Source organism: Desulfarculus baarsii DSM 2075 (assembly GCF_000143965.1).
Taxonomy (GTDB): Bacteria; Desulfobacterota; Desulfarculia; order Desulfarculales; family Desulfarculaceae; genus Desulfarculus; species Desulfarculus baarsii.
Genome location: NC_014365.1, coordinates 1948219 through 1973903 on the forward strand (window position 1 = coordinate 1948219; position 25685 = coordinate 1973903).

Below are 25685 nucleotides of genomic sequence, written 5' to 3' on the forward strand. Positions count from 1 at the left end.
GCCCTAGAACCGCTGGCGCAGCCTCTTGAAGGCCGGGGCCGAGCGTTCGATGGTCTCGTCCGAGCAACAGAAGGCGATGCGGAAATGGCCCGGACCCATGAAGCCCACGCCCGGCACCACCAGGATGTATTCCTCTTGGGCCGCCCGCACGAAGGCCACGTCGTCGGCGATGGGGCTCTTGGGGAAGACATAGAACGTGCCGCCGGGGCGAGTGTAGTCAAAACCGGCCGCGTCGAGCACCTGGCAGATGAGATCGCGCTTTTTGGCGTACTGGCCCATGTCGGCCTGGCAATCCAGCAACCGGGCCACGATGCGCTGTTGCAGGCCGGGGGCGTTGACAAAACCCAGGATGCGGTTGCACAGGGTCATGCCGGCCACGACCTGGGCCTTGTCGGCGAGCTGGGGGTGCACGGCCGCGTAACCGATGCGTTCGCCGGGCAGGCTCAGGCTCTTGCTAAAGGAGGTGACCAGGATGCTGTTATCGTAGGCCTTGAACAGGCTGGGCGCTTGCAGGCCGTCGAAGATGATCTGGCGATAGGGCTCGTCGCAGATGAGGTATATGGGGCGCTTGATGCGCGCGCTTTGTTGGCGCAGCATCTCGGCCAGGGCGTCGATCTGGGCCTGGGAATAGACCGCGCCGCTGGGGTTGTTGGGGTTGTTGATGATCACCGCGGCGGTTTTTTCGTTGATGGCCCGGGCCATGGCCTCCACGTCCAGGCTGAAGTCGGCCTTGGTCGGGGCGGTGATCATGCGGCCGCCATGGTTTTCGATGTAGAAATTGTATTCCATGAACAACGGCGCTGGCACCAGCACCTCGTCGCCTGGGTTGAGGATGGTTTTCAACGTGATGTTGATGGCCCCGGCCGCGCCCACGGTCATCAGGATGGTGTCGACGTCGAAGGGCAGGCCGTGCTGCTTGCGCAGGTGTTCGGCAATGGTCTGGCGCACGGCCGGGAAGCCGCCATTTGGCATGTAGGCGTGATCGCCGGGCTGGTGGTTGACGATCAACTCGCGGGCCACCTCGAAAAACTCGGCCGGCGGCTCCAGATTGGGGTTGCCCAGCGAAAAATCGAAGACGTTTTCCGCGCCGACCTGAGCCTTGAGCTTGGCTCCAACTTCAAACATGGCCCGGATCCAACTGGCGCGTTCGATGTAGTCGACGATTTTGGCGGCGATCGGCATGGAATCCCTCCGGCGAGCACTAAAAAACAGCGGCCGCGACGGACGATGGCCGCGGCTGGGGCATGAAAACTGGAGACCCGGCACTGGTTGGCGTGACGGTGGGCAAAACAATATCATCGGCCGCCGGGGTGGTCAAGCGGCCCTGGGCGCGGCGTTCACTGGCGATAGATGGCCGGGCCCATTTCCTCGAAGGCGAAGTTGTAAAACACGTTGTGGCCGTTGTAGTCCAGCACGCGCATGTCGTCGGCGCGCTTGAGCTCGTCGCTGATGGCCTCGAACTGTTTGCCGTAGCGGGCCTTGACCAGGGCCGGGTCCAACTCGTGAGCGATGAATTTCATCACCCCCTTGCGGGCCAACTTGGCGGCCAGGTTGGGGTCGCTGAGTGAAGCGTAGCTGGTCAGGATCAGGATCGGGCCAGTGCCCGTGAACACAATGCCGGCCTTCATCGATAACAGCCCCCAAAAAAAGCAAGCGCCGCCTCTGGCCCGGGCCCGTGGCCCGGCCGCGGTCATCGCCGAGGTTATTGGATGGCCTTTTGCAGGGCCTTGACGTCGATGGCTTTGGCGAAGTCCTGGGCCGTGGCTTCGGCGTCGTCGGAGTTGGTCACCGAAATCTTGAGGATGTGCTCGGCGCTGATGGAGATGGTCAACTCGGCCCCGGTTTCGCCTTTGGCGGCCAACGCGCCCTTCATGCCGCCCACCAGCACCGGCTTGCCGCCGCCCACCTTTTGCAGCATCATCGGGTTGAGCATGGCCCCCAGGCCCTGGCCCAGCTTGACGATTTCGATGCTGGCCTTGGCCTTGCCGCCGGTCTGCCTGTAGACGCGGGTGGCCATGGCGCCGGCCCCCATGAATTCCTGGGCGCTGGCCTTGGCCTTTTCGGCCTTCCAGCCATCGGGGGCCTCGGGCAAGATCGCGGCGACGGCCTCGGACTGCTTTTGGCGCATCTGGCTCAGGGCGAAATCCAGTTCGGTGAGGGCCTGGCCGATGTTGCCGTTTTCGTATTGCTCCAGGCCGCGTTTGATCTGGTCGCCGATCTCGTCGGCAGTGGCCGCGGCCGCGCCGCTCAAGCACGCAAGCGCCGTAGCCACGGCGATGAAAAGCTTTTTCATTGTGATGCTCCAGGTTGGGTAATTATGTAATACGCCGACATAATATCAAACTTTGCCCAGGAAACGGATAAATTCGGCGACCAGGCGCTGGTCCATGCCGTGGGCGTATTCCGTCTGCATGGCGCGCAGGGCCAAGAACGGGGCCAAGGCCTTGCCTTCGGCGCTGGACGTGTGCAACTCGTAATAGTCGATGATGCGGGCGATGCGTGCGGCCACGCTCAGTTGGTTGGCCGACGTTTTGCGCGGGTAGCCCGTGCCGTCCAGGTTTTCGTGGTGATTCTGCACGGTGTCGAGCACCTGTGGCGACAGCTCGGGCAGGATGCTCAGGTAGTCCCGGGAGCGGATCGGGTGGAATTGGTCGCTGTTTTCGCGGTTGAGGTCGAAATTGATGTCTTCGTGTTGCTCGCCGTGATCCAGGTTGTCGACCAGGGCCAAGTCGTGGAAAAACAGGGCCACGGCCAGTTGCTCGGCCTGCTCCTGGCTCCAGCCCAGATGATGGGCGAAACTGGCGCCCAACAGGCAGCAGTTCAGGGAATGGACAAAGATATTGCGGTCGCTGGTCATGACTTTGAGCAGGCTTTTGCGGGCCTCGTCGCAATCCCAGACGCAATCGAGCAGGCGGCGCACGGTGCGCACGCCCACGGCCAAACGGCGGCCGTTGCGCGGCTCCATCATGGCCGACTTGATCGAGCACAGGGCGCTTTCGTACAAAAGCTCCTGGCGTTGCTCCATGGAGAGGTTGTCCAGCTCGATCCTGGATTTGTTGAACAGATATTCCTGAAGCGCCTCCAGGTCTTCCTGCTTGGCGTAGGAGTGGGTCAGGCCCTGCTCCAACAGGTCGTCGAGCCATTGCCCATTGATGGGCTGGCCCTTTTTCAACGCCGGGATCAACCGCGTGCGGCCAAGGCGTTCGATGAAGGCTTCGAAATAGACGTCGCAGGGCAGGAGCGTCTCGGGGATGAGCGTCCTCAGCGAAAAATAGACAAATCCGGGGTATAGTTTGGGCTGCGCGCCTTGCTCGGCCATATTGTCGTCATCCGCGGTGTTGCGCTGAATAACACGCCGTTGCCGGCTATCCGGCCGCCCCCTCGTCGTGACCCGGTGGTTATCTGTTGGGGCTGAACCCTGGTTCCAGCTTAACCGGCGCGCGGCAGTATGGGCAATAGGCCACGGCCAGCAGACTCGTTTTAAAGGTGCGCTTGCACTTTTGGCACTGCACTTCGCGCTGGCGCGGCGGTTTTATTCTGCTCATGTCGCCTCCATGTTGGCCGCATGGTCTGGATCAGTGGCCGAGGTTGTGGCTTAGGAGTATAAAAACAGCCAGAAGCGCTGTCAATTGGGGTTGTTGGCCGGTGACTATTTTATTTGACAATCAAGGGGCCGCTCCCGGCGAAACGATCGGCTGGCGGCTGGCGGCGTCCAGCCGGGTTTTGGCTGAGATATACGCCACCTGGGACGCCGAGGCGGCTGGCGAGGCCCTGGCCTGTCGGGCTGGCTGCGGGGCCTGCTGCACCGATCGCGTGGCTTTGGGCTGGGCCGAGGCGCGGGTGCTTCGTGACGGCCTGCGGGCCATGGGGCGCCATGATCTGATCGAGGCTATCGTCGAGCGCCAGCCGCCGCCCCAGGCCCGGCCGCGCGCCACCACCAACCAGGTGGCGGCTCTGTGCCTCGCTGGTCAGGAGCCGCCCGACGACCCCGCGCCGGCCGAGCCGGCCGGTCGTTGCCCGCTGTTGGGCCCAGACGAGCGCTGCCTGGCCTATGTCCAGCGCCCCCTGGCCTGTCGGATCATGGCCTCGCGTCGACGCTGCCGGGCCGGCGGCGAGGCCGTGCTCGGCGATTGGCTGATCACCCTGGGCTTGTGCCTGTCGCAGTTGGCCGAGCAGTGTTCGGCCGGAGAGCCCTATGGCCTGCTGTCGGACGTGCTGGCCCGGCAAACCGGCCAGACCGGGCGACCGCTTTTGTGCTGCCAAGACCTGCCCGGCCTGCCCGCGCCGCCCGAGCACCTGGAACGCCTGGAGCGGGTCGTGGGCGCGCTGATGGCCAGGCCGTGCCTGAACGGTCTGCCGGTGGGTCATTGGTTGGGCCGCCTGCGCGTCGGCGCTCCGCGCCAGGCGTGAAGCGGCCCTTATTGTGTTTGCCTCAACCTGAAACGTGCTATGATTGAATCATGAAAAACGACACTGCATCACAGATGACGGAACAAGGCTATGTCCGCGCGGTGCGGGGGGGCATGGCCATGGTGGAAACGATTCAGACCGAGGCCTGCTCCCAGTGCTCCTCGCGGGGCGCCTGCCAAATGATGGGCGGGGAACGCATGCGCGTGGTGCCGGCCATCAACGAGGCGGGGGCCAAGGAAGGCCAGCGCGTGATCATCGCCGCCAGGCGCAGCACGGTCATGGGCGCGGGATTTCTGGTTTACATGGTCCCGGTTATGGCCCTGATCGGCGGGGCGGTGGTGGGCAAGGCCTATGGGCCTGATTATGGCTTCGAGCCACAGAGCGCGGCGGTATTGCTGGGCGTGGGCTTGCTGGCCGCCTGTTGGCTGGCGATCAGTCGGTTTTCCAAACGGATGGCTGGCAACAAAAACCTGGCTGTCAGGGTGATCAGGATCGTCAAAGACACGCAAGATGGAGGGGCCGATGCTGTGGACCAGTGTTCTGCTGGCGTATGACAATTCTCCCACGGCCTTGCGGGCGGTGGAGTATGTTGGGCAGATGTTCTCCAAGGTCGAGGGCGTCAAGGTGACGGTGTTCACCGTCTACGAAAAGATCCCCGAGTACGATATGGTCGAGACGCCCTTCACCAACAAGGTCCGTTCCAACATCGAGGCCCTGCGGCGCGACAAGGCCGAGGTTACCGCCGGCCTGGAGGAAGTCAAGAAGCACCTCTGTCGCATGGGCTTTGAAGACAGCCAGGTGACCATCCAGACCATGGAGCGCAAAAAGAGCGTGGCCAAGGACATCGTCGAGATGGTGCGGGCCGGCGGCTTCGGCACGGTGGTGCTGGGTAGTCACGGCCAAAAGGGCAGCATTTTCGGTTCGATAGCCAATGATGTCCTCAAGTCGCTCAAGGATGTCAGCGTGGTGGCCGTGGCCTGATTGTTCGCCCGCGCACCCGCGCCAAAGCCCGCGACCGCCCAGGCGACCGCGGGCTTTGCCTTTGCCGGCCATCGGCAAAACGGCCCCGCCCTCGTTGGGAGGACGGGGCCGTGGTTTCTTTTCTGGGGCGCGTCTTAGCCGACAAAGCCTTCGGTCATGAAGCGCTGGCCCTGACGGGTCAGGATCAGGCCGTCGAGCCCCACGCCCTGGGCCAGGAAGGCCCGGGCCGCCTTGGGCTCCATGACGAAGCAGGCGGTGGACAGGGCGTCGGCCATGGCCGCCGAGCCGGCCCGGACGCTGACGCTGGCGTCGCTGCGCGGGCAAGCGCCGTTGGCCGGGTTGACGATGTGGTGATAGAGCTTTTCGCTATCGAAGTACACTTCGTAGTTGCCGCTGGTGGCCACCGCGCCCTGGGTCATGTTGATGACCATCTTGGGCGTGGTGGGGTTGTCGGGGTCGGAGATGGCCACGCGCCAAGGTTGGCCGTTGCCCCGATCGCCCAGCACGCCGATGTCGCCGCCGGCGTTGATCAACACGTGCTTGGCCCCGGCCTTGGCCGCGGCGGCCAGGCCCTGGTCGACCATGAAGCCTTTGGCCACGCCGTCAAGGGTGACGCCGGCGCCCTGGCGGGTGAGGCTCATGCCGCTGGCGCTGAATTGCACGCCGCCCATGGCGTCGAGGGCACGCTGGATCACTTCGTCGCTGGGCGCGCGGCCGGTGGCGGCGAAGCTGTTTTTGTAGGCGTCGACCACGGGGGCCACGCTGATGTCGAAAGCGCCGTTGCTGGCCCGCTGCACGCTCTGGCACAGGGTCAGCACCTGGCGCAGGGCCGGGGGCATTTCGCCGATGCGGCCGCTGGCGTTGAGGGTGGCCACCAGGCCGCCGCTGTTGTGACGATCGAAGATGGGGCTCAGGCCGTCGATGCTGGCGAAGGCCTGGAGCATGGCGTCCTGGGCCAGGGCGGGCGAGGCGTCGACCACGGTGATCGAGACCAAGGTGCCCATCATCATCCTGGTTTGCTGGGCCACGTGTTGCTTGCGGCCCAGGCCGGCCAGGCCGATGGCCGGCGAGGCCAGGGGCAGGGCGGCGGCCGCGCCGGCGACGCCGGCCAGCTTCAGGAACGAACGGCGGTTGATTTTCGGGGTGGATTTCATGATCCTCCTCCGGCTCACTTTCCGGCGCAGGCGGCGCAAGATGCGCTGTCGCCGGCCTTTTTGTAGCAGATCAGGCCGCACTGCAAGCAGCGTTGGGCTTCGCGGCGGGCGTCTTCCTCAAGTAGGCCCAGTTCGACCTCGACAAAGGAGTTAGCCCGCTCGCTGACCGTCAGCTCGCGCATTTTGGCCCTGGTTCCAGGCTCGGGAGCGCCGACGATCTGGGTGATGCGGCGGTTGACGTCCGAGGGTTTTTTGTACCAGCGCTCCGGGTCGCCCTGGGCCTTGCCGCCCAGGTAGAGATGGATCGAACGGGCGGCCTTGCGCGCCCCGCCGATGGCCGCCACCACCGTGGCCGCGCCGCTGACGGCGTCGCCGGCGGCGAAGATGCCGGGCACGCTGGTCTGGCCCAGGGTTTCATCGGCGTCGATGGTGTTCCAGCGGGTGACTTTCAGGCCGCTGTCGCCTTCGAGGAAGGCCAGATCGGGGAACTGGCCGATGGCGGCGATGACGTTATCAACCTCGATGATGGTCTCGGAGCCTTTCTTGGGCACCGGCCGGCGACGGCCCGAGGCGTCGGGTTCGCCAAGCTCCATGGTGATGTATTCCAGGGCCTTGAGCTTGCCGTTTTCGCCGATGAGGCGGGTGGGCGCGGCCAGGAACTTGTAGTTGAGCCCCTCGTGGGCGCCTTCCTCGACCTCGATGTCGTTGGCCGGCATTTCCTTGCGCGAGCGGCGATAGAGCACGGTGACTTCCTTGGCCCCCAGACGCCAGCAGGTGCGGGCGCAGTCCAGGGCGGTGTTGCCGCCGCCGATGATGACGACCTTTTCGCCCACCGGGGTCGGTTTTTCCAGGCCACGGTCGATGAGCATGTCGGTGCCGGGCAGGACGCCTTGCAGGTCTTCGCCCTCAAGCTGCATGTTGCGCGAGGCCCAGCAGCCAGGCCCCACGAAGATGGCTTCGAAGCCTTCGTCTTTCAGGCTTTGCAGGGTGAAGTCGTGGCCCATTTTCTGGTTGACGCGGGCCTCGACGCCCAACTCCAGGATGCCCTGGATCTCCCAGTCGAGGATCTTTTTGGGCAGGCGATACTCGGGAATGCCGTAACGCAGCATGCCGCCCAACTTGGGCTGTTGCTCGAAGATGGTGGGGACGTAGCCCAGGCGCACCAGGTAGTAGGCCACGGTCAGGCCGGCCGGGCCGCCGCCGATGATCGCCACCTTGCGGCCGTTGGAGGGCAACAGCAAGGGTTTGATGCGCTTGCCCGAATTGAGCTCGTAGTCGGCGGCGAAGCGTTTGATGTGGTTGATGTTGACCGGCTCGCCATCCAGCCCGCGGCGGCAGGCGTCCTCGCAGGGATGGGGGCAGACGCGGCCGCAGACCAGGGGCAGGGGATTGTGCTCCTTGATGATCAGCACGGCGTCTTCGTAGCGGCCCTCGGCCACGGCCTTGATGTAGCCGGGGATGTTGATCTGGGCCGGGCAGGTGGCCTGACAAGGGGCCACGCAGTTTTCCAGGGCGTTGAACTGGAGGATGCGGTCGGTGGACGAAGACAGATGGATGATGTTTTTGGGGCAGACCCGCTCGCAGGTTCCGCAGCCGGTGCACAGGCTGGGATCGATGTGGGGCAGGTTGTCGGCGCCGATGGTGATGGCCCCGAAGGGGCAGGCCTTGGCGCAGGTGCCCAAGCCCAGGCAGCCGATCTCGCAGACTTTGGCCCCGCCGGCCAAGAGCACCGCCGCCCGGCAATCCCGCACGCCGTCGTAGTTGAACTTGAGCTCGGCCTTATCGGTGCCGTAGGTGCAGTCGGGCAGGGCGATCTGGGGTTCGCGGAAGGAGACCTCCACGCCCAGGATTTTGGCGATGGTCGCGCCAATTTCCGGGCCGCCGCCCACGCAGACGTTGGCCGGAGCCTTGCCAGAGGCGATGGCCACCGCCGCCGAGGCGCATCCGGCAAAGCCGCAACCGCCGCAGTTGGCGCCGGGCAGGGCCTCTTCGATTTCCTGGACAAGTGGGTCGACTTCAACGGCGAAGATGCGGGCGGCCACTCCCAGGCCCAAGGCCGAGGCCAGTCCCAATCCGCCGATGGCCAATGCTTCGATAAGCATTATCTATTCTCCATGGCCCCCGCGCGGGGGCCTCGTGCAAACCGGTTAGCGCGTCATCCTCAGTGGCCCACCAGGCCGCCGAAGCCCGAAAACGCCAGCGCCAGGAATCCGGCGGTGACCAGGCCGATGGCCGTCCCCTCGAAGACCTTGGGAATGGGGGCCATGGCGAAACGCTCGCGGATGCCGGCGAAGAGGATCAGGGCCAGGCTGTAGCCCACCGCCGAGGAGAACGAGAACACCAGGGTGTCCACGAAGTCGTACTCCTCGCCGATGTTGATGATGGCCACGCCCAGCACGGCGCAGTTGGTGGTGATCAGCGGCAGGAAGATGCCCAGGGCGCGGTAGAGCGCGGGCATGGTCTTCTGCATGATGATCTCGACCAACTGGACCAGGGCGGCGATGACCAGAATGAAGGCGATGGTCTGGAGGTATTCGATCTCCAGCGGAACCAGCATGTAGTACTGCACCACCCAGGTGATCATGCCGGCCAGGGTGGTCACGAAGATGACGGCCATGGACATGCCGGTGGCCGTGTCCATGCGTTTGCTGACGCCGAGGAACGGGCAGTTGCCCAGGAACTTGGCCAACAGGATGTTGTTGACCAGGATGGCGCCGACGATGAACAGCAAGTAATCGCCGAAACTCATGACAAGGCCCTCCTCTTGCGGGCTTCATTCTTGACGCTGATGTAGTTGATCAGGCCAAGCATGAGGCCCAGGCCGACAAAAGCGCCGGGCGCGCGGACCATGAAGGTGAACGGCTCGTAACCTTCGCCCATGATGTTGAAGACCAGGCCGGCTTTGGCCACCAGGGTCAGCGTGCCCGAACCCAGGATCTCGCGGAACGCGCCCAGGGCGAACAGGCTGATGGTGTAGCCCAGGCCGATGCCCAGGCCGTCGAGCATGCTGGCCACGGGTCCGTTTTTGGCCGCGAAGGCCTCGGCCCGGCCCAGGATGATGCAGTTGACCACGATCAGCGGGATGAATATGCCCAATTGCTGATACAATCCGAATACATAGGCCTGCATCAGCAGCTCGACGATGACCACGAAGCTGGCGATGACCACGATGAAGGCGGCGATGCGCACTTTGCTGGGGATGATCTTGCGCAACAGCGACACGATCAGGTTGGAGCCGAACAACACGAAGGTCGTGGCCAGGCCCATGCCATAGCCGTTTTCGGCGGAAGTGGTCACGGCCAGGGTGGGGCACAGGCCCAGCACCAGGCGGAAGGGCGGGAGGACTTCCCAAAAGCCCTTGGTGAACTCCTTCATTAAAGCCATGTTGACTCCCTCCCTACTGCAACATCTGGTCGCGGTGCTGTTCGAAAAGCGTCCGCGCGTTGTTGACGGCGGCGACCACGCCGTTGGTGGACAGGGTCGCGCCGCTGAGGGCGTTGATATCGTCTTTGGTCAGCTCGTTTTCCAGCGATTTGCCCTGGAACGACTCGGTGAAGTCGGTCTCGGTGATTCTGGCGCCCAGGCCCGGCGTTTCGCTGTGGCTGACGATGGACACGCCGGTCACTTCGTTCTTTTCCGCGTCAACGCCGACCATCACGCCGATGTCGCCGTGATAGCCCTTGGCCGCCGTTTCAAAGGCCATGGCAAAGGTCTTGCCGCCTTTTTTGGCCGGGAAGACCATCAAGAAGGCGTCCTTGCCCTTTTTATCCTTGCCGATGGGGATCTTGACCAGATCCTTGATCGGGTCGTTGTCGAAACCGCTGATCACGGCCATCACGGCCGGCTCCTTGACGTTTTTGAGCATGGCGTACTCGATGGGCTCTTTGGTCACGTCGTGCACCAGGGCCAAGGTCAGGCCACTGAGCGCACAGATGACGGTGAGCACCACAGCCATTTTGATGATATCACGCACTGCTACCAACCTTCCCCAGGACCCTCGGCCTGATGCGGTCAAACAGCGGAGTGGCCGCGTTCATGATCAACACGCCGTAGAACGCGCCGTCGATGGGCGCGCCCCAATGCCGGACCAAAACGGTCATCACGCCGATGCCCACGCCGAAAAGCAGCATGCCCCACGGCGTCATCGGGCTGGAGACCGGCTCGGGCGCCAGGAAGAACGCCGTGATCATCAGGCCGCCCGTGGCCATGTGGAACAGGGCCACGTTCCAGTGATCGTTGAACGTTTCAAGCTCCATCTCGACGATGCGGCTGTCAGTGTAGGTGGCCAGCAGGGCCATGCCGATCAACCCGGCCAGCACGCCCAGCGGGATCTGCCAGGGCACGATGCGCCGGATGATCAGGTACACGCCGCCCAACAGCAGGGCCCAGGAACCACCCGCGCCCACCGCCGAGGGATACATGCCGCTCCAGAGGTTGGCCATCTCGTAGGAAAGCATGTTGCCGATATCGTTTTTGAACTCCACCAGGGGAGCGGTGGAGACCACCCACTCGGGGTCTTCCGTGCCCCAGGGCATGGGATCAAGGAAGGCCATGGTGTGCTCGGGCCAGGACAAGGCCAGCGCCGCCCAGGCGATCAGCACCGGGTTCATGGGATAGGCCCCGATGCCGCCGAACAGAACCTTGCCCAGGCCAACGGCCAAAGCGCCGCCCACCACCGGGATCCACCAGGGGCAGGCGTCCTCGAGGCCCGCCACCACCGGCGGCAGGATCAGGCCCAGCAAAAGGCCCATTACCACCGCGTGGAGGTCGTCGAGCTTGGTCGGCTGCTTGGCCAGCTTGGTCAGGGCCAGTTCGCAGACCACCGCCGAGCCTGTCGCCAACAACACCGTCAGCAACGCCGGCCAGCCGAAGTAATAGACGCCCGTGGCCAGGGCCGGGATCAGGGCGATGATGTATTCGACGTGCATGGAGCGCACGCTCATGCCGCCGAGCATGTGCGGCGAGGTGGATACGGTCAGAAGCTGTTTGCTCATCACTCAGCCCTCCTGGCCAGAACCTCGGTCTTGCCGAGGCGCAGCAAATGGACCATGGGCCGCTTGGCCGGACAGACATAGGCGCAGCAACCGCACTCGATGCAGTGCATCAAGTCCTTGTCCGCGGCTTCTTCGTAGTGGCCGTACTGGCACATCTTGCCCAGTTCGGCCGGGATCAGATTCACCGGGCAGACCTGGACGCAGCGGCCGCAGTGGATGCAGGGCTCGCCCGAGAAAGTTTGCACTTTCGCAAGCGAAATCACGAAAAGGCCGTCGCTCTCCTTGGTCACCGGCGTATTCAGATCGAAGTGGGCCATGCCCATCATCGGCCCGCCGATGATCACCTTGCCCGGCTGACCCGAAGCGCCGCCGGCGGCCTTGATCATCTCGGCCATGGGCGTGCCCAGGCGGGCGCGGAAGGTCTGGGGTTTGGCCACGTCGCCGGCCACGGTGAAGAGGCGGTCGATGACCGGCCGGCCCGTTCGCAGCACGCGGCCCACGTCCAGAATGGTGGCCAGGGGCTCGATGAGCACGCCCACGTCGCGGGGCTCGCCGTAGGGCGTGGGAACCTCGCGGCCGGTGAGGGCGTTGATGATCATCGAATCCAGGCCGAAGGGATAATGACACCCGTTGACCTGACTGATGCTCCACTCGCGGGCCGCGGCGATCTGAGGCAGTTGGCCCAGGTCGGCGCCCTTGGCCGCGGCGATGATCACCTTTTGCGCGCCGCAGATGCGGGCCACGGCGGCGATGCCGATTTCCAACTCGGCCCCGAAGCCGGCCAGGCCGGCCTGGTTGGGGATGATCGGCTGGTCGGCGTCGACGGCCTTGACGATGAGGGTGTCGATGGTCCTGACCACCGGGATGCCGGTCATGAACAGGTAGCTGCGCGGGGCCATGGGCGGCGAGAGCTCGGCCTGCATGGGCAGACCGTGGGCCGCCGCCCGCACCAGGCCGGCCTTGCGGATGGCCTTGAGCAGATGGCTGGGTTTGGTTTGCAAGACCTGGTCGGCGTTGTCGATGATCAGGGCGTCGGCGTCGGGGGCGGCCCAGGCGTCCTTGCCGTCGTTTTGGATGACGACGGTGGGCGTCGGATGACCTTCCGCATCGCTGATGTCGATGATCTGTTCGACCTTGCCGCTGACCGTGGCGTGCACCAAGGCCGCTTCGATGCTTTCGGACGATCCGATGATCTGACCGAGAGCGACCTGGTCGCCGGGCTGAACCTGAGGCTCACAAACGTCACCGCGGTGCTGCCTTAGGGGCAGATACACCCTCTCGGGCGCGGGCGCCTCCGAGGGCGAGGCCGCGGGTGCCGGCGGGCGACGCAGGCTGATGCCTTTGAACCACTGTGCGACACTCATGCGGGATCACTCCATGCCGGCGGAAGGGCCTTCGTGAAGGCCTGGGCTCGACGCGACCGGCCTGGCCGATCATCGCCGTCCGTTTGTCTGTCCGCCACTTTCGCTATGGTTTATATATCGTTCGCCGACCGCGAAACCTATTCCGCGCTCGGCAGTGACCTCGAAGTTCGTCCGCGCCGCCCCCTCGTCAGCGGGGCAGCGATATAATAAACGTCGTGCCTTCGTCGGCCTTGGTGCGCACGGCGATCTCACCGCCGTGGGCCTTGACCACCCGCCGGGCGATGGCCAGGCCCAGGCCCGTGCCCGGCTTGGCCCGCAACTCGGGTTTGCGCGAGCGAAAAAAATCGTCGAACAAATAAGGCAACTCGACCTCGGGGATGCCCGGCCCCTGGTCGCTTATCTCCACGTCGACCTGATAGTCGTCGGCCCGCCAGACTATCCTCACCTCACCGCCGACCCGGTTGTATTTGACCGCGTTGCTGGCGATGTTGTAGAGGGCGTCCATCAGGCTGGCCAAATCGGCCTCGATCGTGGCCGCGCCGCCGCCCTCTGGGTGCTCCACCCGCAGATATTGACCGGCCGCCATCGCTTCGATCTCCACGCGCTTGGTCAGCAGATCGATAAATGGCTTGACCTCGGCCTTCTCCATGCGTTCGGCCACGCCCTTGGCCTCGATCTGGCTCATGTTGAGCCAGGCGCCGATGCTCTGCAACAGCTCGTCCATGCGCCGGGCCGCCCGGCTGACGATGTCGTGATAATCAGCCGGCAGAGGCCCCAGGGCCTCGGTGGCCGCCACTTCCATCAACTGCCGCACGGCCGCCAGGGGCGAGCGCATCTGGTGCGAGACCATGGTGATGAAATTGGCCTCCATGCGGTCTTTTTCCTCGCGCAGGGACTTGGTCTCCAGGGCCAGAAAACGCCGCTCCAGCGCCCGGTCCACGGCCCGTTTCAACTCGTCGGGCGAAAAGGGCTTGGCCAAAAAGTCGTACGCGCCTTCCTGCAACGCGTCGATGGCCGAACGCAACGTGGCGAAACCAGTGACCATAACGCACTGGATATCGGCGTCGATGCCCTTGACCGCCCGCAAGACATCCAGCCCCGAAATACCGGGCATCTGCAAATCCACCAGGCACAAATCGGGCGGATCGCGGCGGACAACATCCAGGCCCGCTTCGCCGCATTCGGCCACGCTGACCCGATTGCCCCAACGCCCCAATAAAATAGTGGCCGCCTCGCGAGCCGATTCGTCGTCGTCAACGACCAAAACGTGCGGTTGCGCGCGCAAAACCATACCGCGGCGGACCGATCACTTACCCAGCAGCTTGTTCACCTTGCCCAGCAGTTGCTCGGCGGTGAATGGTTTGTCCAGATAATCGTCGCCCTTGGCCAGATCGGCCTCCTTGGGCATGTGGAATCGTTCGCCGGTCATCTTTTTGACCCCCGAACACATCAACACCGGAATCTGGCGATAGTCCATGTACTCCGGCGTGCCGCGCAGGGTGGTCGTCACCGAAAAGCCCTCGAAGATGGAGTCCATCATGATGTCCAGGATGATAAGGTCGGGCTCTTCGTCCTTGACCATGTCCAGACCGACCTTGCCCGATGGCGCGGCCACGACCTGATGGCCGGCCGCGGTCAGGATCGCCTTGGTGGCGAGGGTGAAGTCTGGATCGTCGTCGATTATCAGTATCTTCGCCATATTTTCCACCTGGCCGGAAAAAGTGAAGACGTTAACAAACCGGAAGAACAATAAACCACGCAAAATTCATTGTCAACTTGAAGGGGCATGGCCCCAACGATTTTCGTGGCTCGCCTCCGGCGCCCCTAGTAACTGTACAATAGCTCGCGGTTGCCGCTCACGGCCAACCGCTTGATCATTATTATAACGTCGTACGGCTGGCCCGAGCGATCTACACGATAGTCCTCCAAAATGGCTTTTATCTGAAAACCCAGCCGTTTGTACGCCGTGACCAGGTCGCGGCGCTCGGCGGGCAGATCCACCTTCAAGAACATCAGCCCCTGGCCCTCGGCGTATTCGGCCATGAACCTGAGCAGGGCGCTGCCCAGGCCCAGATCGCGATAATCCGGATGGATGAACGCCTCCACCTCGCCGATGTGCGCCGAACTTTTCTGCCCTTTTTGCAAGTAAATGTAGCCGGCCGTGCGGCCGCCGGCCTGGCTGTCCAGGGCGGCCAGCACCGAAAGCCCGCCTTGCCCCAGGCCTTCCAGCCAGTGCTCCAGGGCGGCTCGGTCGGTCAGATCCTGACGATGACGGCCCAACGTCCTGGAGTCGACCCGACCGGCCAACTCCAGCAGGGGCGCGGTGTTCTGCCGGTCCAGCCACAGGCAGTCGACCTGGTCGCCGTTGTTGAGCATCAACTTGACCGCTTGCCCAGCCATGCAGGCCCTCCGCCTCGTCCGCCGTCAGCCCGGCCTTTGCCCTTGACAGGCCATGGCCCCCAGGCTAATTTCAAAGACTATCCCTTGGCGCGTTCGTCGGTGGCAATGGGGCGTTTTCAGGCAAAACAGCCGCTTCCCGACGCCAGCGCCTAAGACCATATTACCCAATATGGCCGCCAGCGGGCAGCCAATGTGCGGCGGGGGCCGCCTTTTGCCTGGCGAAAGACGCCCCGCGCGTGGGCCGACTGGCCGACCAAAGCCGGAGAAGCAAACCATGGACGATCTGCTTTCGCCAAAAGGCGGGGCCCAAAAACTGTTGCTGGGCAACGAGGCCATCGTGCGCGGCGCCCTGGAGGCCGGGTTGGCTTTCGCCACCTGTTATCCCGGCACGCCATCGTCGGAGGTGCCCGACACCCTGCATCGCCTGATGCGGCAAAGCCCCGAACAGGTCAAATACCACTTCGAATATTCCACCAACGAAAAAGTCGCCCTGGAGACGGCATCGGGCGCGGCGGCGGCCGGCCTGCGCACCCTGTGCACCATGAAGCACGTGGGCCTCAACGTGGCCGCCGATCCGCTGATGACCCTGGCCTACAGCGGCGTGCGCGCCGGCATGGTCATCCTCACCGCCGACGACCCGTCGCTTTTTTCCAGCCAGAACGAGCAGGACAACCGTTACTACGCCCGCCAGAGCGGCCTGCCCATGCTCGAACCGGCCGATCCGGCCCAGGCCAAGGCCATGACCAAATACGCCATGGAGCTGAGCGAACAGCTGGAGACGCCGGTGCTATTGCGCACTACCACCCGCGTCAACCACACCCGCGGCGCGGTGGGCCTGGACGATCTGCCCGAGGTCAAGACCAAGGCCCATTTCGTCAAGGAGCCCACCCGTTTCGTTGGCGTGCCCGCGGTCAGCCGCAACCTGCACCTGCGCCTTTTGCGCATTTACGAAAAGGCCCAGGCCCTCTCCGAGGCCTCGCCCTTCAATAGCGTCAAGGGCAAGGGCCGCCTGGGCGTGGTCGCCTGCGGCGTGTGCGTGGCCTACGTGGCCGACGCCGTCAAGGATCTGGACGCGGCGGGCCAGATCAAAATCTTCAACCTGGGCTTCAGTTGGCCCTTGCCCGAGAAAAAACTGGCCCGCTTCCTCAAAAGCGTCGACCAGGTGCTGGTGGTCGAGGAACTGGAGCCCCTGGTCGAAAACGCCCTGCGGGCCATCGCCCAGGAAAAGGGCATAGCCGTCAAGATCAGCGGCAAGACGCCCGGGGCCATCCCGGCCGTTTCGGTGGACGTGCGCGCGCCCGAGGTCTTTACCAGGGCCTATGAATACAACCCCCGCCTGGTGCGCCAAACTATCGCCAAGGCCTTCAAACTAAAAGATAATTCTCCGCCAGTGCTCGACCTGTCCGACAGGCCGGCGCTGCCGGGCCGGCCGCCAAACCTCTGCGCCGGCTGCCCCCACCGGGCCACCTACTTCGCCGTCAAGCAGGCCGTGGGGCCCGAGGCCGTCTTCACCACCGACATCGGCTGTTACACCCTGGGCATGCTGCCGCCCATCAGCATGGCCGATTACCTCATCTGCATGGGCAGCTCCGTCAGCAGCGCCGGCGGCATCGCTCGCGCCACCGACCAAAAGGTCGTGGCCTTCATAGGCGACAGCACATTTTTCCACTCGGGCATCACCGGCCTGGTCAACGCCGTGCACAACCGCCACAATTTCACCCTGGTCATTTTGGACAACGGCACCACGGCCATGACCGGCCACCAGCCCCACCCCGGCGTCAGCCAGGGCTTGGCCGACGACAAAACCCACGTCGACATCGAAAAGCTGGTGCGCGGCCTGGGCGTCGAGCACGTGACCACGGTCAAACCCTTCAAGGTGGCCGCCTCGGTCAAGGCCATCAAGGAGGCCGCCGACTACCCCGGCGTCAGCGTGGTCATCAGCCGCGAGATCTGTCCGCTCTACGGTCGCCGGGTGGCCCCGCGCGGCCGCAAGCCCTTCCGCGTCGATCCGGGCAAGTGCAAAAATCATCGCGACTGCATCAACACCGTGGCTTGTCCGGCCTTTTACATCGCCGGCGATCAGCCGGCCATCAATGCGTCCCAGTGCATCGGCTGCGCCCTCTGCGCCCAGATTTGCCCGGAAAACGCCATCACGCCGGTCAAGGAGGCCTGAATATGAAAACGTTTCGTATTGTCTTCGTGGGCGTGGGTGGCCAGGGCAATCTTCTGGCCAGCAACCTGTTGGGCCAGGCCGCGTTGGATTCGGGCGTGCCGGCGGTGGTCAGCGAGATTCACGGCATGGCCCAGCGCGGCGGTGTGGTCGAATCGGCGGTGCTGCTGGGCGGGGCGCGCAGCCCCATCGTCAGCACGGGCGAGGCCGACGCGCTGGTGGCCTTCGAACCGGCCGAGGCCCTGCGCCTGTTGGACAAGGCCGGGCCCAAGTCGCTGGTCATCACCAGCCTGCGGCCCGTGCCGCCCTTCACCGTGACCACCGGCCAGGGCAAGTATCCCGACCCGGCGGCGGCGGTGGATTATCTGCGCGGCAAGGTGGCAAGGGTCATCGCCTTTGACGGCCAGGAGCTGGCCGAGCGGGCCATGAACCCGCTGAGCCTGAACATGGTCATGCTGGGGGCGCTGTTTGCCGGGGCCAAGTTGCGCGTGCCGGTGGAGGCCATGAAAAAGATCATCCGCGCCCAGACCAAGCAGCGTTTTGTCGAGGCCAACCTGCTGGCCTTTGATTTGGGCTATCAGGCGGCGGCCGCCGCCTAGCGCCGCGCGCGGCGACGACAAGGCCCTCGACGTGGCGACGTCGGGGGCCTTTTTCATGGCGCGCAAAATATTAATGTTTATTATTGAATAAACGCTCTAAAGACCGCCAATCGCTCGTCCATCTCGGCGGATGCGCCAGAAATGATACAGCGCCAGCCCCAGGCACAACAGCGGCAGCGCCAGGCAGTGCAGCACGTAAAAGCGCAGCAGCGCGGCCGGGCCCAACTCCGGCCCGCCCAGCAGCACGCCGCGCAACATCTCGCCCACCAGCGGGATTTCGGCCAGCAACCCGGCCACCACCGCCGCCGCCGCGCGGGTGGCCCCGTCCCAACGCAGCACGTAGCCGCTCAGGTCCATGGCCAGCGTCAGGGCCAAAAGCCCCAGGCCCACAAGCCAGTTGGCCGCCCGCGGCGGCAGATGGGCCCCCGTGGCCAAGACCCTGGCCATGTGCAGCAGCACCGCCAGGACCATGCCCTGGCCGGCCAGATAATGCACCCGCCGGAAAAACCAGGCGAACGGTAGGTCGCCGGCTTCCTGGGCAAAGAAGTCGGCCGCGCCCGTTGGCGTGGGCGTGTAATGGAACATCAACAGCAATCCGCTGCCGGCCAAGGCCAGAAAAAGCAAAAACGCCACCCCGCCCAGGCAAAACGTGTGGCCAACGCGGATGCGTCCCTCGGGCAGGCGCGGCGGATGCAGGTGCTCCAGAAAACCGGGGCCGGCCATGGCTCAGGCCTTCAGGCGCTGGCCGGGCCGGGCGGGCCGGGCCGGATCGACGATCAAAGCGCCACTGGCGGCGCGGCGCACGTCCAGGATATCCAGGCCGCGCTGGGCCGGGCCGGCCAGCAACGCGCCATCGGCGGCAAAGCTGGAGCCGTGGCACGGGCAGACAAAGCGCCCCAGATCGGCCCGCCAGGTCGGCTGGCAGCCCAGGTGGGGGCATTTCAGGCGCAGGGCGAAAAAACCAGCCTCGTCGCGGGCCAAGGCCACCCCGCCCCGCGCGCGCGCCTGGCCCACGGCCGGCCAATCAGCGGCGTCGAAGCTCACCGGCGCGGGCGGACGCGCCTGGCCCTGACCGCCGCCAACCAGGCGCAGAGCCATGGCCAGGCCCAAGCCGGCGGCCGTGGCCAGCATGGCCCAGGTCGCGCCCACGGCCCAGGCCAACCAGCGCCGGCGCGGCGGATTATCCACGGATTGGCTTTGCTTCATGATCAAACAATCTAACCCCGCGCGCCGGCCCGCGCAACAGAGGCTTTGCCAGGGCGGCCGGCCTTGCTATGATTGAGCCCATGAAAGCGCCCATGTCCACCCGTGAGACCCTGGCGGCCAAGGAAGGCCTGGCCGCGTTGCTCTGCCTGGCCCTGCTGACGGCCCTGGCCGTGGTCTATCCGCTGGAGTCGGTGGTCGAGGCCGCCGAAGGCCAGGCCAAGGCCCCGTGGATTTTCGTGGGCCTGCAACAGCTTTTGCGGCCGTTGCCGCCGCTGTGGGGTGGCCTGCTTTTGCCAGGCGCGGCTTTTTGTTTTCTGGCCTGGCTGCCCTGGCTGAGCCGTCGGCCACCCCACGCCGTCCCCGCCCTTGGCCGGCCCGGCTTTGCCGAACTGGCGGCCTGGGCCATCCTGGCCGGCTGGGCGCTGCTGACGGCCTACGGCTTTTTTGTCTGAGCCTCGGCCGCGCGGGCGTCCAGGTCGCGCAGCAGCCATTTTATATATTGCTTGCCGGGCCTTAGCAGCTTGCGCAGCAGCTCGCGCGCAAAGGGCCGCGCCCCTTCGACGAGCATGACCTGTTGAGGCCGTCCCGCCAGATCGACGATCTTGGTCCAGCCGCCGTCCATGGCCAGGCCCTCGGCCCGGGGCAACCACAGCTCCGGGGCCAGGGCGGGCGGCTGATTTGGTTGGCCATCGCGCAAAAAAGTCAGCCCAAGGCCCAAGGCCATGGCGTTGCCGTGGCAATCGGCGCAGCCCACCGTGGGCCGGCGGGTGTTGTGCGGTCGCCAGGGGGCCAGGCCCAGGCCCGGCGAGGGGATTTGGCCGGCAACGCTGGGTCGGCCGTTTTCATCCAGAATCGTCACCACGTATTGAAAACGCGGCCGCAGCAAAAACGTGCGGCCGTCGGGGCCCTGGCCGTGGACGCGCCACTCGCGCCTCCGGAAAAACGGCGACAAGACCCACACGCCGTCGCGCGGGCGGCCGCTTAGCAGATCCAGCGCCTTGGGCGCTTGGGCCTGATCGGCCGCCCAGGCCATGGCCCAGAGCTGATGATCGCCCTGGGCGGCGATATCGCGCCAGCGGGCCGGACCGGGCCTGGTGTCCAACAAAACCTGCAAGCCCCAGACCGCCGGATTGGCCGCGCCGTGGCAGGCGTGGCAGGCCAGGCGCTGGTGGCCCGGGGCCAGGTGGGCCGCCGGCGCATCGGGGCCGTTGGCCAGGCTGGGCGCGACGAGCGTTTTGCCGCTTAGCTTGCCGCGCACCAGCGCCGCGCCGTTTTTGATGCTGACGTTGGTCATGGCTTGGTCGTGGCTGGTGCGCGCCTGGCGCGGCGGCTGGCCGGGCCGGCCGTGGCAGGACTGGCAACGCAGGCCCACGTGCAAAAGCGCCGCCTGGCGGATCTGACCATCGCCCATGACCTCGGCCCGCACGTGGCAGTCGATGCAGGCCAGGCCGGCCTGGTGATGCAGATCGGGCCGGGTTTCGCGCCAGACGCGGCCGTTGAAGAGCTTGGGCCGCGCCGGGTCGATTTGCGCGAAATGGGCCGTGAAGTGTTCGTCGGCCGGCGTCAGGCCCACGTATTCGGCCCCGGCCCCGCAATCGCTGGCGTGGCAACGCAGACACTGCGCCACGGGCGGGCTCTTGCTCAGGCGGTGGCCGTGGATTTTACGGCCCTGGTCGTCGGTGGGCGCGTGGCAGGCCGCGCAACCGGCCGAACGCCTGGCCCCGTCCATGTCCGCGCCGGGGCTCCACAGATGACAGCGCAGGCAGCGCCGCCGCAGCAGGTCGTCCACGGCCTGGCCGCCGGCAACGTCGGGCTGGGGCAGTTGCGCCAATGGCCCGACCTTTCGCGTGGCCCACAGCGGGGCCGGGCTGGGCTGGGCCCCCCACAGATAGCGCGTCTGGTTGATCAAGCCGGCGTTGGTGGCCATGGGCGAGCGCCGCACCTTTTCCGGCCAGCCGGGATGACAGCGGCCGCAGGTTTGGTCGGCCGCGTCCAGGGTCGAGGGGTTGGCGCGCAGGCCTTGGTGGGCCTGGGGCAGGGCCTTGGCCGTGGCGTCGCCGCCGTGGCAAAAAAGGCAATCCGGGACTTTGCCTTGGGCCGGGCTTGGCGGCATGGGCGAGACAAAGCCCTGGTGGCAGCCCAGGCAACCGTTGGCCGTGGCCGGTCCGGCCCAGCAGATGGCCAGGGCGATCAGGGCCGTCAGGATGACTGTCTTCGCGGCGCTCATCGCAGGGCCTTTTCCTCGGCCAGGCGGTGCTTCGCGGCCAGATCGCCGCCGGGGCCGATGCGTTGGCGGGCCTTGGCCGGGTCTTGCAACACCGGGTCGTGGGGCTTGAAGTGGCAAGGCAGGCAGCGGCCAAAGGCCAGGGTTCGGCCAATCTCGGCGGCGTTGAGCGGCCGCGCGCCTTGATGGGTTTGATCCTGCAAGGGCCGGCCGTCCACGGTGGTCAGGGCGGCCCAACCGTGGTTCAGGCCGCTTTGCGCGGGGGCGTCCAGCGACTCTGGCCCCGCGCCGTCCAGGGGCATGGGGCCGTCGCCCAGGCCCAGGGCGCGGGGGTTTTGATGGCAGGCCTGGCAGGGCCGCACCTCCAGCCTGGTGGTGTGGGGGGCGAGGGGCGTGCTGACCACGGTCCCGCCGGCTGGCCCGCCCTTTTGGCGGGTCATCCATTGGCCGGGCAGGGGCTGGCCGTTTTGGTCCAATACGCTCAGGCTCACCTGGCAGCCGGGCGTGAAGGGCGTGATCTGGCCCCGCGAATCCACGCCCAGGATCGGCGCCAAAAAACGATAGACGTCGCGGCGTTCGGACCAGACGCCCGGCCGGGGGCCGTCGGCGGCAAAGTCCCACATCTGGCCGCCTTGGCCGCGCAGATCGTGGCAGCCAAAGCATTGTGGCGTCCAGCGGCTGTGGCAGGCCTGGCAGCTCAGGCGCTGATGGCCGGGCAGATTGTGCCTGGGGTCGGCGGCGATAATCGCGGCTTGGTGGGTCTGGCCGGGGTTGGTCTTGGAGCGCAGCAGCACCTTATCGCCGATCAGGCGGGCGTTGCTCAGGGGCCGGCCCTTGACGCCGAGCACGAAATCGTCGCCGGTCGGCGTGGGCGCGTCTTTCAGCGGGCCGTGGCGCAGTTCGAAGGCCGCGGCGCCATCGGCCGGACCGGTTTGGGGCGGCCGGCCCGGCCCGCCGTGGCAAGTCTGGCAGCGGATTTCGGTCTGAAAACGCATGCGTTGATAAATGCGGCCATCGCCCATGATCTCGCGGGAGGTGTGGCAGTCGATGCAGCCCAGGCCTTTTTCGGCGTGGATGTCGGGCAAGAGGCTGCGCAGGGCGCGGCCGCCGCTGAGGTGTTGGCGCGGCTGGCCGTCGGGCCAGGGGACGCGGCCGCTTTCGTCTTCCATCCAGCCGCGATAGTTCAGGCCGATGCGGCCGGAGCGGTTGTGACAGCGGCGGCAGTTTTCCTCGGGCGGGGTGGGCAGGAGGCGGTGATAGGCCGCATGACCCGGTTCGTCGTCGGCGATGGCCGCGTCGGCCCCCAGATAGCGCCCGGATGCATGGCGCATGCCGTGGCAGGCGGCGCAACCCGCGCCGTGGACGCTGTGGCCGTCGGGCCGGCTGGCCCGCAGGTGGCAGCGGGCGCAGAACTTGCGCCAGTGGTCGTTGGCTAGGCCGGCGAAATCCAGGCTGGCCGGATCGGCGGCGTCGATCTTGCGCAGGACGGCCACGGTCTGGCCGTCGCTTTGGGCCGGGGCCTCGGGGTCGCTGACGGCGGCGGTGGCCAGGCTGGCGGTGAAATCGCCCTGGGCCCCCCACGAGACGCGCAGGCTGGTCAGCACGCCGGTCATGGTGCTCATGATCGTGCGTTCGACCCTGGTCACGGCGTTGGCCGCCGGCTCTTGCCGGCCCTCGTGACAGGCCGCGCCGGCCATGGTCTGGCCGCAAGAGGCCCTGGCCTGGCCCAAGTCGCTGGGATTGCGGCCGCGCAGGCCCTGATGGGCGCTTTGCTTGGTCAGGCCCAGGCCGTTGCCGCCGTGACAGGCCACGCAGCCCACGGCCTCGACGGGGTGGGACGGGCTGATCTGCTCGATGCCCCGGTGGCAGCTCAGGCAGCGCTCGGGCCGGCCGCTGACGTGGGGTCGCGTCTCGATGACTCGAGGCGGCTCGTCGGCCAGGGCCTGGCCCCGTTGCCGGGCCAGCGTTGGCGGCGCGCCCATGGCCAGCAGGCGGCGCTCCAGGCGTTGGCCGCGCCGGGCGTTGATGGCGGCGATTTGCTCTTGCCAGGGGCGGTCGTTTTCTCGTAGCCAGGCCAGGGCCACGGCGGCCAGCAGCAGGGCCGCGGCCAGGGCGTAGGCCAGGGCCCAGATGGCGCGCGAAGTTGGTTTTGACTCGACCGCGGCCATGGGTTAGCCTGTGCTGGCGTCAAGAGAATCGGCCAAGGAGTTGTCGCCATGAACGAGCAGTTGAAATCGCTGGCCCAGGCCATGCGCGCCGAACTGGAGCGCATCCCCAGGGAGATGCTCCAGGAGGACGTGGCCCGCCGGGCGTTGATCCGCGCCCTGGCCGGGGCGGTGGAGGCCATGGGGCTGTTGCCGCTGATGGGCTGGAAGCCGCCGCGCTCGACCCGCGAGGCCATCGACCTGGTGGGCGTGGACGCGGCCAGCGCCCCGCCCCGGGTGGAGATGGCCTTCGTGGTCGACCCGCTGGTGGAGCTGCCCCGGCTCAAGACCCTGGAGTGGCTGGACTGCCCCCACAAGGTGGTGGTCAGTTTCTCCAGCCGCGCCGACAAGGTGGCCCAGACCAGCTTTTTTTTGGGGCCGCAGCACATCCACCTCAAGCTTTACGACTGATCATGCGCAAAACAAGGGCCGGCCGCATGGCCGGCCCCATCGCTGGCGCACGGCCGTTGGCTAGCCCTTCTTGACGAAGAAGCTGATGTAGCCGTCGCGGGCTTCCTCGCCCAGATACTCGTCGCCCGAGCGGCTGGTGAAGGCGGGCAGGTCGTTGCGCGTGCCGGGGTCGGTGCCCTGGATCTCCAGGATCTGGCCGGCCTTCATGTTTTTCAGCAGTTTTTTGGTCTTGAGGATCGGCATGGGGCAAGTCAGCCCGCGAGCGTCCAACACCTCGTCAGCGGTGTAATCTGCCATGTCTGGTCTCCTTGTCTGGCGTTTGCGTCAAAATCAAGCGAACGCGCGCCGTGTTAGGTCAGGGTCAGCTTGTCGGTTTCCTCGTTCCAGGCCATGATCGCCCACCACGCCAGCATTACCGCCGCGCTGATGATGATGGCCCAGAAATAGCCGCCGACCAGGTTGGGCAGGAACAGGAAGCCCTTGCCCCACGCCTCGGCGACCTCGTTGGTGAAGACGTATTGCTTGAACAGGCTGTTGCTCAGGGCGAAGCAGATCACCACGATGATCAGTTTGACATGGCCCTCGCCGGCCCGCCACAACGAGCCCGAGCCGCAGCCGCCCGAAAGCAGCATGCCCATGCCGAAGATCACGCCGCCCACCAAGCCGCCGATCCAGTGATGATAAGTGTAGATCATCTCCAGGTCGGAGTTGTACCACTTGACGAGCATGAAGCCGATCACCGAGATGATCACGCTCAGCGCCACCGCCCGCGTGGCCTCGGCCTCGCCGGTCATGAAGGGGTCGCGGAAGGCGCGCACGAAACAGAAGCGGCAACGCTGGATCACCAGGCCGATGCCCATGGCCAGCATCATCAAGATGGCCTGGTCGGTGTAGGCCCGCAGGCTCAGACAATAGGCGTAGCCGATCAAAAACAGGAAAAACGCGCCGCCCAGCCAGGGTTGAACCTTGTCCCAGTCCACGCCGCCTTGGCCGGAGGAGGCCTGCTTTTGCTTGGGCGGCTTGGTGGTGATGTGCTCGATCTCCCACAGCAGGTATTTCAGGCCGATCATCGCGCCGACGATCAGGCCGATCATCATGGCGAAGCCGCTGACGCTGCCGGCGGCCAGGGCCGTGTAGAAGCCGCCCACATTGCAGCCGCCAGCCATCACCGAACCCACGCCCATCAGCACGCCGCCGACCACGCCCTTGCCCAACTCCAGGCCCGGGGCCATGCGCAAGGCGAACTGCCGCGACAACAGCGCCGAACCGAACGCGCCAAAGAGCAGGCCCCAGGTCAGGATGGCCGAGTCGCTAAGGAACAGGGCGTGACGGGGCGCTTGGTCGTAAAGGCCCACGCCGTAGAAAAGCCAATCGGCCCAGACCCGCAAGCCGCCGACCACGCCCCACGGCCTGGTGGCGACCATGCACAGCGTGCCCAGCAGGGCCAGCAGAATGCCGCCGACCCACAGGGGCCAGTTCTTTTCGAACAGGGCGGCGTAGCCTTCCTTGAATTTCTCGACCATAACGCTTTCGGACATTATCTCCTCCGGGGTTGCCGCGGTTTGCTT

General features: G+C 65.8%; 28 protein-coding genes. 7 read left to right on the plus strand and 21 right to left on the minus strand.

Annotation, left to right across the window (positions count from 1 at the left end; all coding sequences use genetic code 11):
• Window positions 1-3 precede the first annotated feature (3 nt).
• The 5 genes from DEBA_RS08680 to DEBA_RS18395 all read right to left on the minus strand — a co-directional run bounded on the left by DEBA_RS08680 (window position 4) and on the right by DEBA_RS18395 (window position 3545).
• Complete coding sequence (locus tag DEBA_RS08680; protein WP_013258553.1) at window positions 4-1182, minus strand: pyridoxal phosphate-dependent aminotransferase; 1179 nt, start codon at window positions 1180-1182, stop codon at window positions 4-6.
• A 155-nt stretch (window positions 1183-1337) separates the two neighbouring features.
• On the minus strand, window positions 1338-1628 hold the full coding sequence (locus DEBA_RS08685) for a hypothetical protein (RefSeq protein WP_013258554.1): 291 nt from the start codon (window positions 1626-1628) through the stop codon (window positions 1338-1340).
• Between the two features lie 74 nt (window positions 1629-1702).
• Window positions 1703-2293 carry a hypothetical protein gene (locus DEBA_RS17030; RefSeq protein WP_013258555.1) on the minus strand — a complete coding sequence of 197 codons (591 nt, stop codon included), beginning with the start codon at window positions 2291-2293 and terminating at the stop codon, window positions 1703-1705.
• A 45-nt stretch (window positions 2294-2338) separates the two neighbouring features.
• The gene (locus DEBA_RS08695; protein WP_013258556.1) at window positions 2339-3319 is read right to left on the minus strand and encodes an HD-GYP domain-containing protein; all 981 of its coding nucleotides are present in this window, start codon (window positions 3317-3319) and stop codon (window positions 2339-2341) included.
• Between the two features lie 79 nt (window positions 3320-3398).
• Window positions 3399-3545, minus strand: a complete 147-nt coding sequence (locus DEBA_RS18395; protein WP_013258557.1) for a hypothetical protein — start codon at window positions 3543-3545, stop codon at window positions 3399-3401.
• Between the two features lie 178 nt (window positions 3546-3723).
• Here DEBA_RS18395 and DEBA_RS08700 point away from each other — a divergent pair, with 178 nt between their 5' ends.
• The 3 genes from DEBA_RS08700 (at window position 3724) to DEBA_RS08710 (ending at window position 5391) form a co-directional block, all read left to right on the plus strand.
• Window positions 3724-4410, plus strand: coding sequence for a YkgJ family cysteine cluster protein (locus DEBA_RS08700; RefSeq protein WP_187288526.1), 687 nt, complete (start codon window positions 3724-3726; stop codon window positions 4408-4410).
• Between the two features lie 74 nt (window positions 4411-4484).
• The gene (locus DEBA_RS08705) at window positions 4485-4964 is read left to right on the plus strand and encodes a SoxR reducing system RseC family protein (RefSeq protein ID WP_013258559.1); all 480 of its coding nucleotides are present in this window, start codon (window positions 4485-4487) and stop codon (window positions 4962-4964) included.
• On the plus strand, window positions 4933-5391 hold the full coding sequence (locus DEBA_RS08710; protein ID WP_013258560.1) for a universal stress protein: 459 nt from the start codon (window positions 4933-4935) through the stop codon (window positions 5389-5391). The genes DEBA_RS08705 and DEBA_RS08710 overlap by 32 nt, the downstream gene beginning before the upstream one ends.
• Before the next feature lie 134 nt (window positions 5392-5525).
• Here DEBA_RS08710 and DEBA_RS08715 read toward each other — a convergent pair whose 3' ends face one another.
• The 10 genes from DEBA_RS08715 to DEBA_RS08760 all read right to left on the minus strand — a co-directional run bounded on the left by DEBA_RS08715 (window position 5526) and on the right by DEBA_RS08760 (window position 15303).
• Window positions 5526-6545 (minus strand): FAD:protein FMN transferase, encoded by a 1020-nt coding sequence (locus DEBA_RS08715; RefSeq protein ID WP_013258561.1) that lies wholly within the window; start codon window positions 6543-6545, stop codon window positions 5526-5528.
• 14 nt (window positions 6546-6559) lie between these two features.
• Window positions 6560-8647, minus strand: a complete 2088-nt coding sequence (locus tag DEBA_RS08720) for an FAD-dependent oxidoreductase (protein ID WP_013258562.1) — start codon at window positions 8645-8647, stop codon at window positions 6560-6562.
• Window positions 8648-8706: 59 nt separating this feature from the next.
• Window positions 8707-9294 carry an electron transport complex subunit RsxA gene (rsxA, locus tag DEBA_RS08725; protein ID WP_013258563.1) on the minus strand — a complete coding sequence of 196 codons (588 nt, stop codon included), beginning with the start codon at window positions 9292-9294 and terminating at the stop codon, window positions 8707-8709.
• Window positions 9291-9929 carry an electron transport complex subunit RsxE gene (rsxE, locus tag DEBA_RS08730; RefSeq protein WP_013258564.1) on the minus strand — a complete coding sequence of 213 codons (639 nt, stop codon included), beginning with the start codon at window positions 9927-9929 and terminating at the stop codon, window positions 9291-9293. The genes rsxA and rsxE overlap by 4 nt, the downstream gene beginning before the upstream one ends.
• Before the next feature lie 13 nt (window positions 9930-9942).
• Window positions 9943-10518, minus strand: coding sequence for an RnfABCDGE type electron transport complex subunit G (locus DEBA_RS08735; protein ID WP_013258565.1), 576 nt, complete (start codon window positions 10516-10518; stop codon window positions 9943-9945).
• Window positions 10511-11539, minus strand: a complete 1029-nt coding sequence (locus DEBA_RS08740) for an RnfABCDGE type electron transport complex subunit D (RefSeq protein ID WP_013258566.1) — start codon at window positions 11537-11539, stop codon at window positions 10511-10513. The genes DEBA_RS08735 and DEBA_RS08740 overlap by 8 nt, the downstream gene beginning before the upstream one ends.
• Complete coding sequence (locus tag DEBA_RS08745) at window positions 11539-12903, minus strand: RnfABCDGE type electron transport complex subunit C (protein WP_013258567.1); 1365 nt, start codon at window positions 12901-12903, stop codon at window positions 11539-11541. Before DEBA_RS08745 ends, DEBA_RS08740 begins: the two co-directional genes overlap by 1 nt.
• Window positions 12904-13090: 187 nt before the next feature.
• Window positions 13091-14188, minus strand: coding sequence for a hybrid sensor histidine kinase/response regulator (locus DEBA_RS08750; RefSeq protein ID WP_187288528.1), 1098 nt, complete (start codon window positions 14186-14188; stop codon window positions 13091-13093).
• 21 nt (window positions 14189-14209) lie between these two features.
• The gene (locus DEBA_RS08755; protein ID WP_013258569.1) at window positions 14210-14602 is read right to left on the minus strand and encodes a response regulator transcription factor; all 393 of its coding nucleotides are present in this window, start codon (window positions 14600-14602) and stop codon (window positions 14210-14212) included.
• A gap of 125 nt (window positions 14603-14727) precedes the next feature.
• Window positions 14728-15303: a GNAT family N-acetyltransferase gene (locus DEBA_RS08760; RefSeq protein ID WP_013258570.1), complete on the minus strand. Its 576-nt coding sequence runs from the start codon at window positions 15301-15303 to the stop codon at window positions 14728-14730.
• Between the two features lie 274 nt (window positions 15304-15577).
• Between DEBA_RS08760 and iorA the strand changes: the two genes are divergently transcribed.
• Both iorA and DEBA_RS08770 read left to right on the plus strand, forming a co-directional pair.
• Complete coding sequence (gene iorA, locus DEBA_RS08765) at window positions 15578-17476, plus strand: indolepyruvate ferredoxin oxidoreductase subunit alpha (RefSeq protein ID WP_013258571.1); 1899 nt, start codon at window positions 15578-15580, stop codon at window positions 17474-17476.
• 2 nt (window positions 17477-17478) lie between these two features.
• Window positions 17479-18072 carry an indolepyruvate oxidoreductase subunit beta gene (locus DEBA_RS08770; protein WP_013258572.1) on the plus strand — a complete coding sequence of 198 codons (594 nt, stop codon included), beginning with the start codon at window positions 17479-17481 and terminating at the stop codon, window positions 18070-18072.
• A 96-nt stretch (window positions 18073-18168) separates the two neighbouring features.
• Here DEBA_RS08770 and DEBA_RS08775 read toward each other — a convergent pair whose 3' ends face one another.
• Together DEBA_RS08775 and DEBA_RS17035 are read right to left on the minus strand one after the other, a co-directional pair.
• Window positions 18169-18795 carry a cytochrome b N-terminal domain-containing protein gene (locus tag DEBA_RS08775; protein WP_013258573.1) on the minus strand — a complete coding sequence of 209 codons (627 nt, stop codon included), beginning with the start codon at window positions 18793-18795 and terminating at the stop codon, window positions 18169-18171.
• A 3-nt stretch (window positions 18796-18798) separates the two neighbouring features.
• Window positions 18799-19278, minus strand: a complete 480-nt coding sequence (locus DEBA_RS17035) for a QcrA and Rieske domain-containing protein (protein WP_013258574.1) — start codon at window positions 19276-19278, stop codon at window positions 18799-18801.
• Between the two features lie 92 nt (window positions 19279-19370).
• On the opposite strand from DEBA_RS17035, the gene DEBA_RS08785 reads away from it, so the two are divergent.
• Window positions 19371-19730, plus strand: coding sequence for a hypothetical protein (locus DEBA_RS08785; RefSeq protein ID WP_187288529.1), 360 nt, complete (start codon window positions 19371-19373; stop codon window positions 19728-19730).
• On the opposite strand, the gene DEBA_RS08790 is transcribed toward DEBA_RS08785, so the two are convergent.
• On the minus strand, window positions 19712-21505 hold the full coding sequence (locus DEBA_RS08790) for a cytochrome c3 family protein (protein WP_013258576.1): 1794 nt from the start codon (window positions 21503-21505) through the stop codon (window positions 19712-19714). The two genes, DEBA_RS08785 and DEBA_RS08790, sit on opposite strands and share 19 nt — an antisense overlap.
• Window positions 21502-23670 (minus strand): hypothetical protein, encoded by a 2169-nt coding sequence (locus DEBA_RS08795; protein ID WP_013258577.1) that lies wholly within the window; start codon window positions 23668-23670, stop codon window positions 21502-21504. The genes DEBA_RS08790 and DEBA_RS08795 overlap by 4 nt, the downstream gene beginning before the upstream one ends.
• A 48-nt stretch (window positions 23671-23718) precedes the next feature.
• Between DEBA_RS08795 and DEBA_RS08800 the strand changes: the two genes are divergently transcribed.
• On the plus strand, window positions 23719-24117 hold the full coding sequence (locus DEBA_RS08800) for a hypothetical protein (protein WP_013258578.1): 399 nt from the start codon (window positions 23719-23721) through the stop codon (window positions 24115-24117).
• A gap of 60 nt (window positions 24118-24177) precedes the next feature.
• Here the strand turns inward: DEBA_RS08800 and DEBA_RS08805 are convergent, their stop codons facing one another.
• On the minus strand, window positions 24178-24414 hold the full coding sequence (locus DEBA_RS08805; protein WP_013258579.1) for a sulfurtransferase TusA family protein: 237 nt from the start codon (window positions 24412-24414) through the stop codon (window positions 24178-24180).
• Window positions 24415-24467: 53 nt separating this feature from the next.
• The gene (locus DEBA_RS08810) at window positions 24468-25655 is read right to left on the minus strand and encodes a YeeE/YedE thiosulfate transporter family protein (RefSeq protein WP_013258580.1); all 1188 of its coding nucleotides are present in this window, start codon (window positions 25653-25655) and stop codon (window positions 24468-24470) included.
• Window positions 25656-25685 lie beyond the last annotated feature (30 nt).

Excerpts from the sequence above, each read along its gene's own strand:
- DEBA_RS08680 (WP_013258553.1), bottom strand. The coding sequence starts at position 1,182 with ATGCCGATCGCCGCCAAAATCGTCGACTACATCGAACGCGCCAGTTGG.
- DEBA_RS08685 (WP_013258554.1), bottom strand. The coding sequence starts at position 1,628 with ATGAAGGCCGGCATTGTGTTCACGGGCACTGGCCCGATCCTGATCCTG.
- DEBA_RS17030 (WP_013258555.1), bottom strand. The coding sequence starts at position 2,293 with ATGAAAAAGCTTTTCATCGCCGTGGCTACGGCGCTTGCGTGCTTGAGC.
- DEBA_RS08695 (WP_013258556.1), bottom strand. The coding sequence starts at position 3,319 with ATGGCCGAGCAAGGCGCGCAGCCCAAACTATACCCCGGATTTGTCTAT.
- DEBA_RS18395 (WP_013258557.1), bottom strand. The coding sequence starts at position 3,545 with ATGAGCAGAATAAAACCGCCGCGCCAGCGCGAAGTGCAGTGCCAAAAG.
- DEBA_RS08705 (WP_013258559.1), top strand. The coding sequence starts at position 4,485 with ATGACGGAACAAGGCTATGTCCGCGCGGTGCGGGGGGGCATGGCCATG.
- DEBA_RS08710 (WP_013258560.1), top strand. The coding sequence starts at position 4,933 with ATGCTGTGGACCAGTGTTCTGCTGGCGTATGACAATTCTCCCACGGCC.
- DEBA_RS08715 (WP_013258561.1), bottom strand. The coding sequence starts at position 6,545 with ATGAAATCCACCCCGAAAATCAACCGCCGTTCGTTCCTGAAGCTGGCC.
- DEBA_RS08720 (WP_013258562.1), bottom strand. The coding sequence starts at position 8,647 with ATGCTTATCGAAGCATTGGCCATCGGCGGATTGGGACTGGCCTCGGCC.
- rsxA (WP_013258563.1), bottom strand. The coding sequence starts at position 9,294 with ATGAGTTTCGGCGATTACTTGCTGTTCATCGTCGGCGCCATCCTGGTC.
- rsxE (WP_013258564.1), bottom strand. The coding sequence starts at position 9,929 with ATGGCTTTAATGAAGGAGTTCACCAAGGGCTTTTGGGAAGTCCTCCCG.
- DEBA_RS08740 (WP_013258566.1), bottom strand. The coding sequence starts at position 11,539 with ATGAGCAAACAGCTTCTGACCGTATCCACCTCGCCGCACATGCTCGGC.
- DEBA_RS08745 (WP_013258567.1), bottom strand. The coding sequence starts at position 12,903 with ATGAGTGTCGCACAGTGGTTCAAAGGCATCAGCCTGCGTCGCCCGCCG.
- DEBA_RS08755 (WP_013258569.1), bottom strand. The coding sequence starts at position 14,602 with ATGGCGAAGATACTGATAATCGACGACGATCCAGACTTCACCCTCGCC.
- DEBA_RS08760 (WP_013258570.1), bottom strand. The coding sequence starts at position 15,303 with ATGGCTGGGCAAGCGGTCAAGTTGATGCTCAACAACGGCGACCAGGTC.
- iorA (WP_013258571.1), top strand. The coding sequence starts at position 15,578 with ATGGACGATCTGCTTTCGCCAAAAGGCGGGGCCCAAAAACTGTTGCTG.
- DEBA_RS08770 (WP_013258572.1), top strand. The coding sequence starts at position 17,479 with ATGAAAACGTTTCGTATTGTCTTCGTGGGCGTGGGTGGCCAGGGCAAT.
- DEBA_RS08775 (WP_013258573.1), bottom strand. The coding sequence starts at position 18,795 with ATGGCCGGCCCCGGTTTTCTGGAGCACCTGCATCCGCCGCGCCTGCCC.
- DEBA_RS17035 (WP_013258574.1), bottom strand. The coding sequence starts at position 19,278 with ATGAAGCAAAGCCAATCCGTGGATAATCCGCCGCGCCGGCGCTGGTTG.
- DEBA_RS08785 (WP_187288529.1), top strand. The coding sequence starts at position 19,371 with ATGTCCACCCGTGAGACCCTGGCGGCCAAGGAAGGCCTGGCCGCGTTG.
- DEBA_RS08790 (WP_013258576.1), bottom strand. The coding sequence starts at position 21,505 with ATGAGCGCCGCGAAGACAGTCATCCTGACGGCCCTGATCGCCCTGGCC.
- DEBA_RS08795 (WP_013258577.1), bottom strand. The coding sequence starts at position 23,670 with ATGGCCGCGGTCGAGTCAAAACCAACTTCGCGCGCCATCTGGGCCCTG.
- DEBA_RS08800 (WP_013258578.1), top strand. The coding sequence starts at position 23,719 with ATGAACGAGCAGTTGAAATCGCTGGCCCAGGCCATGCGCGCCGAACTG.
- DEBA_RS08805 (WP_013258579.1), bottom strand. The coding sequence starts at position 24,414 with ATGGCAGATTACACCGCTGACGAGGTGTTGGACGCTCGCGGGCTGACT.
- DEBA_RS08810 (WP_013258580.1), bottom strand. The coding sequence starts at position 25,655 with ATGTCCGAAAGCGTTATGGTCGAGAAATTCAAGGAAGGCTACGCCGCC.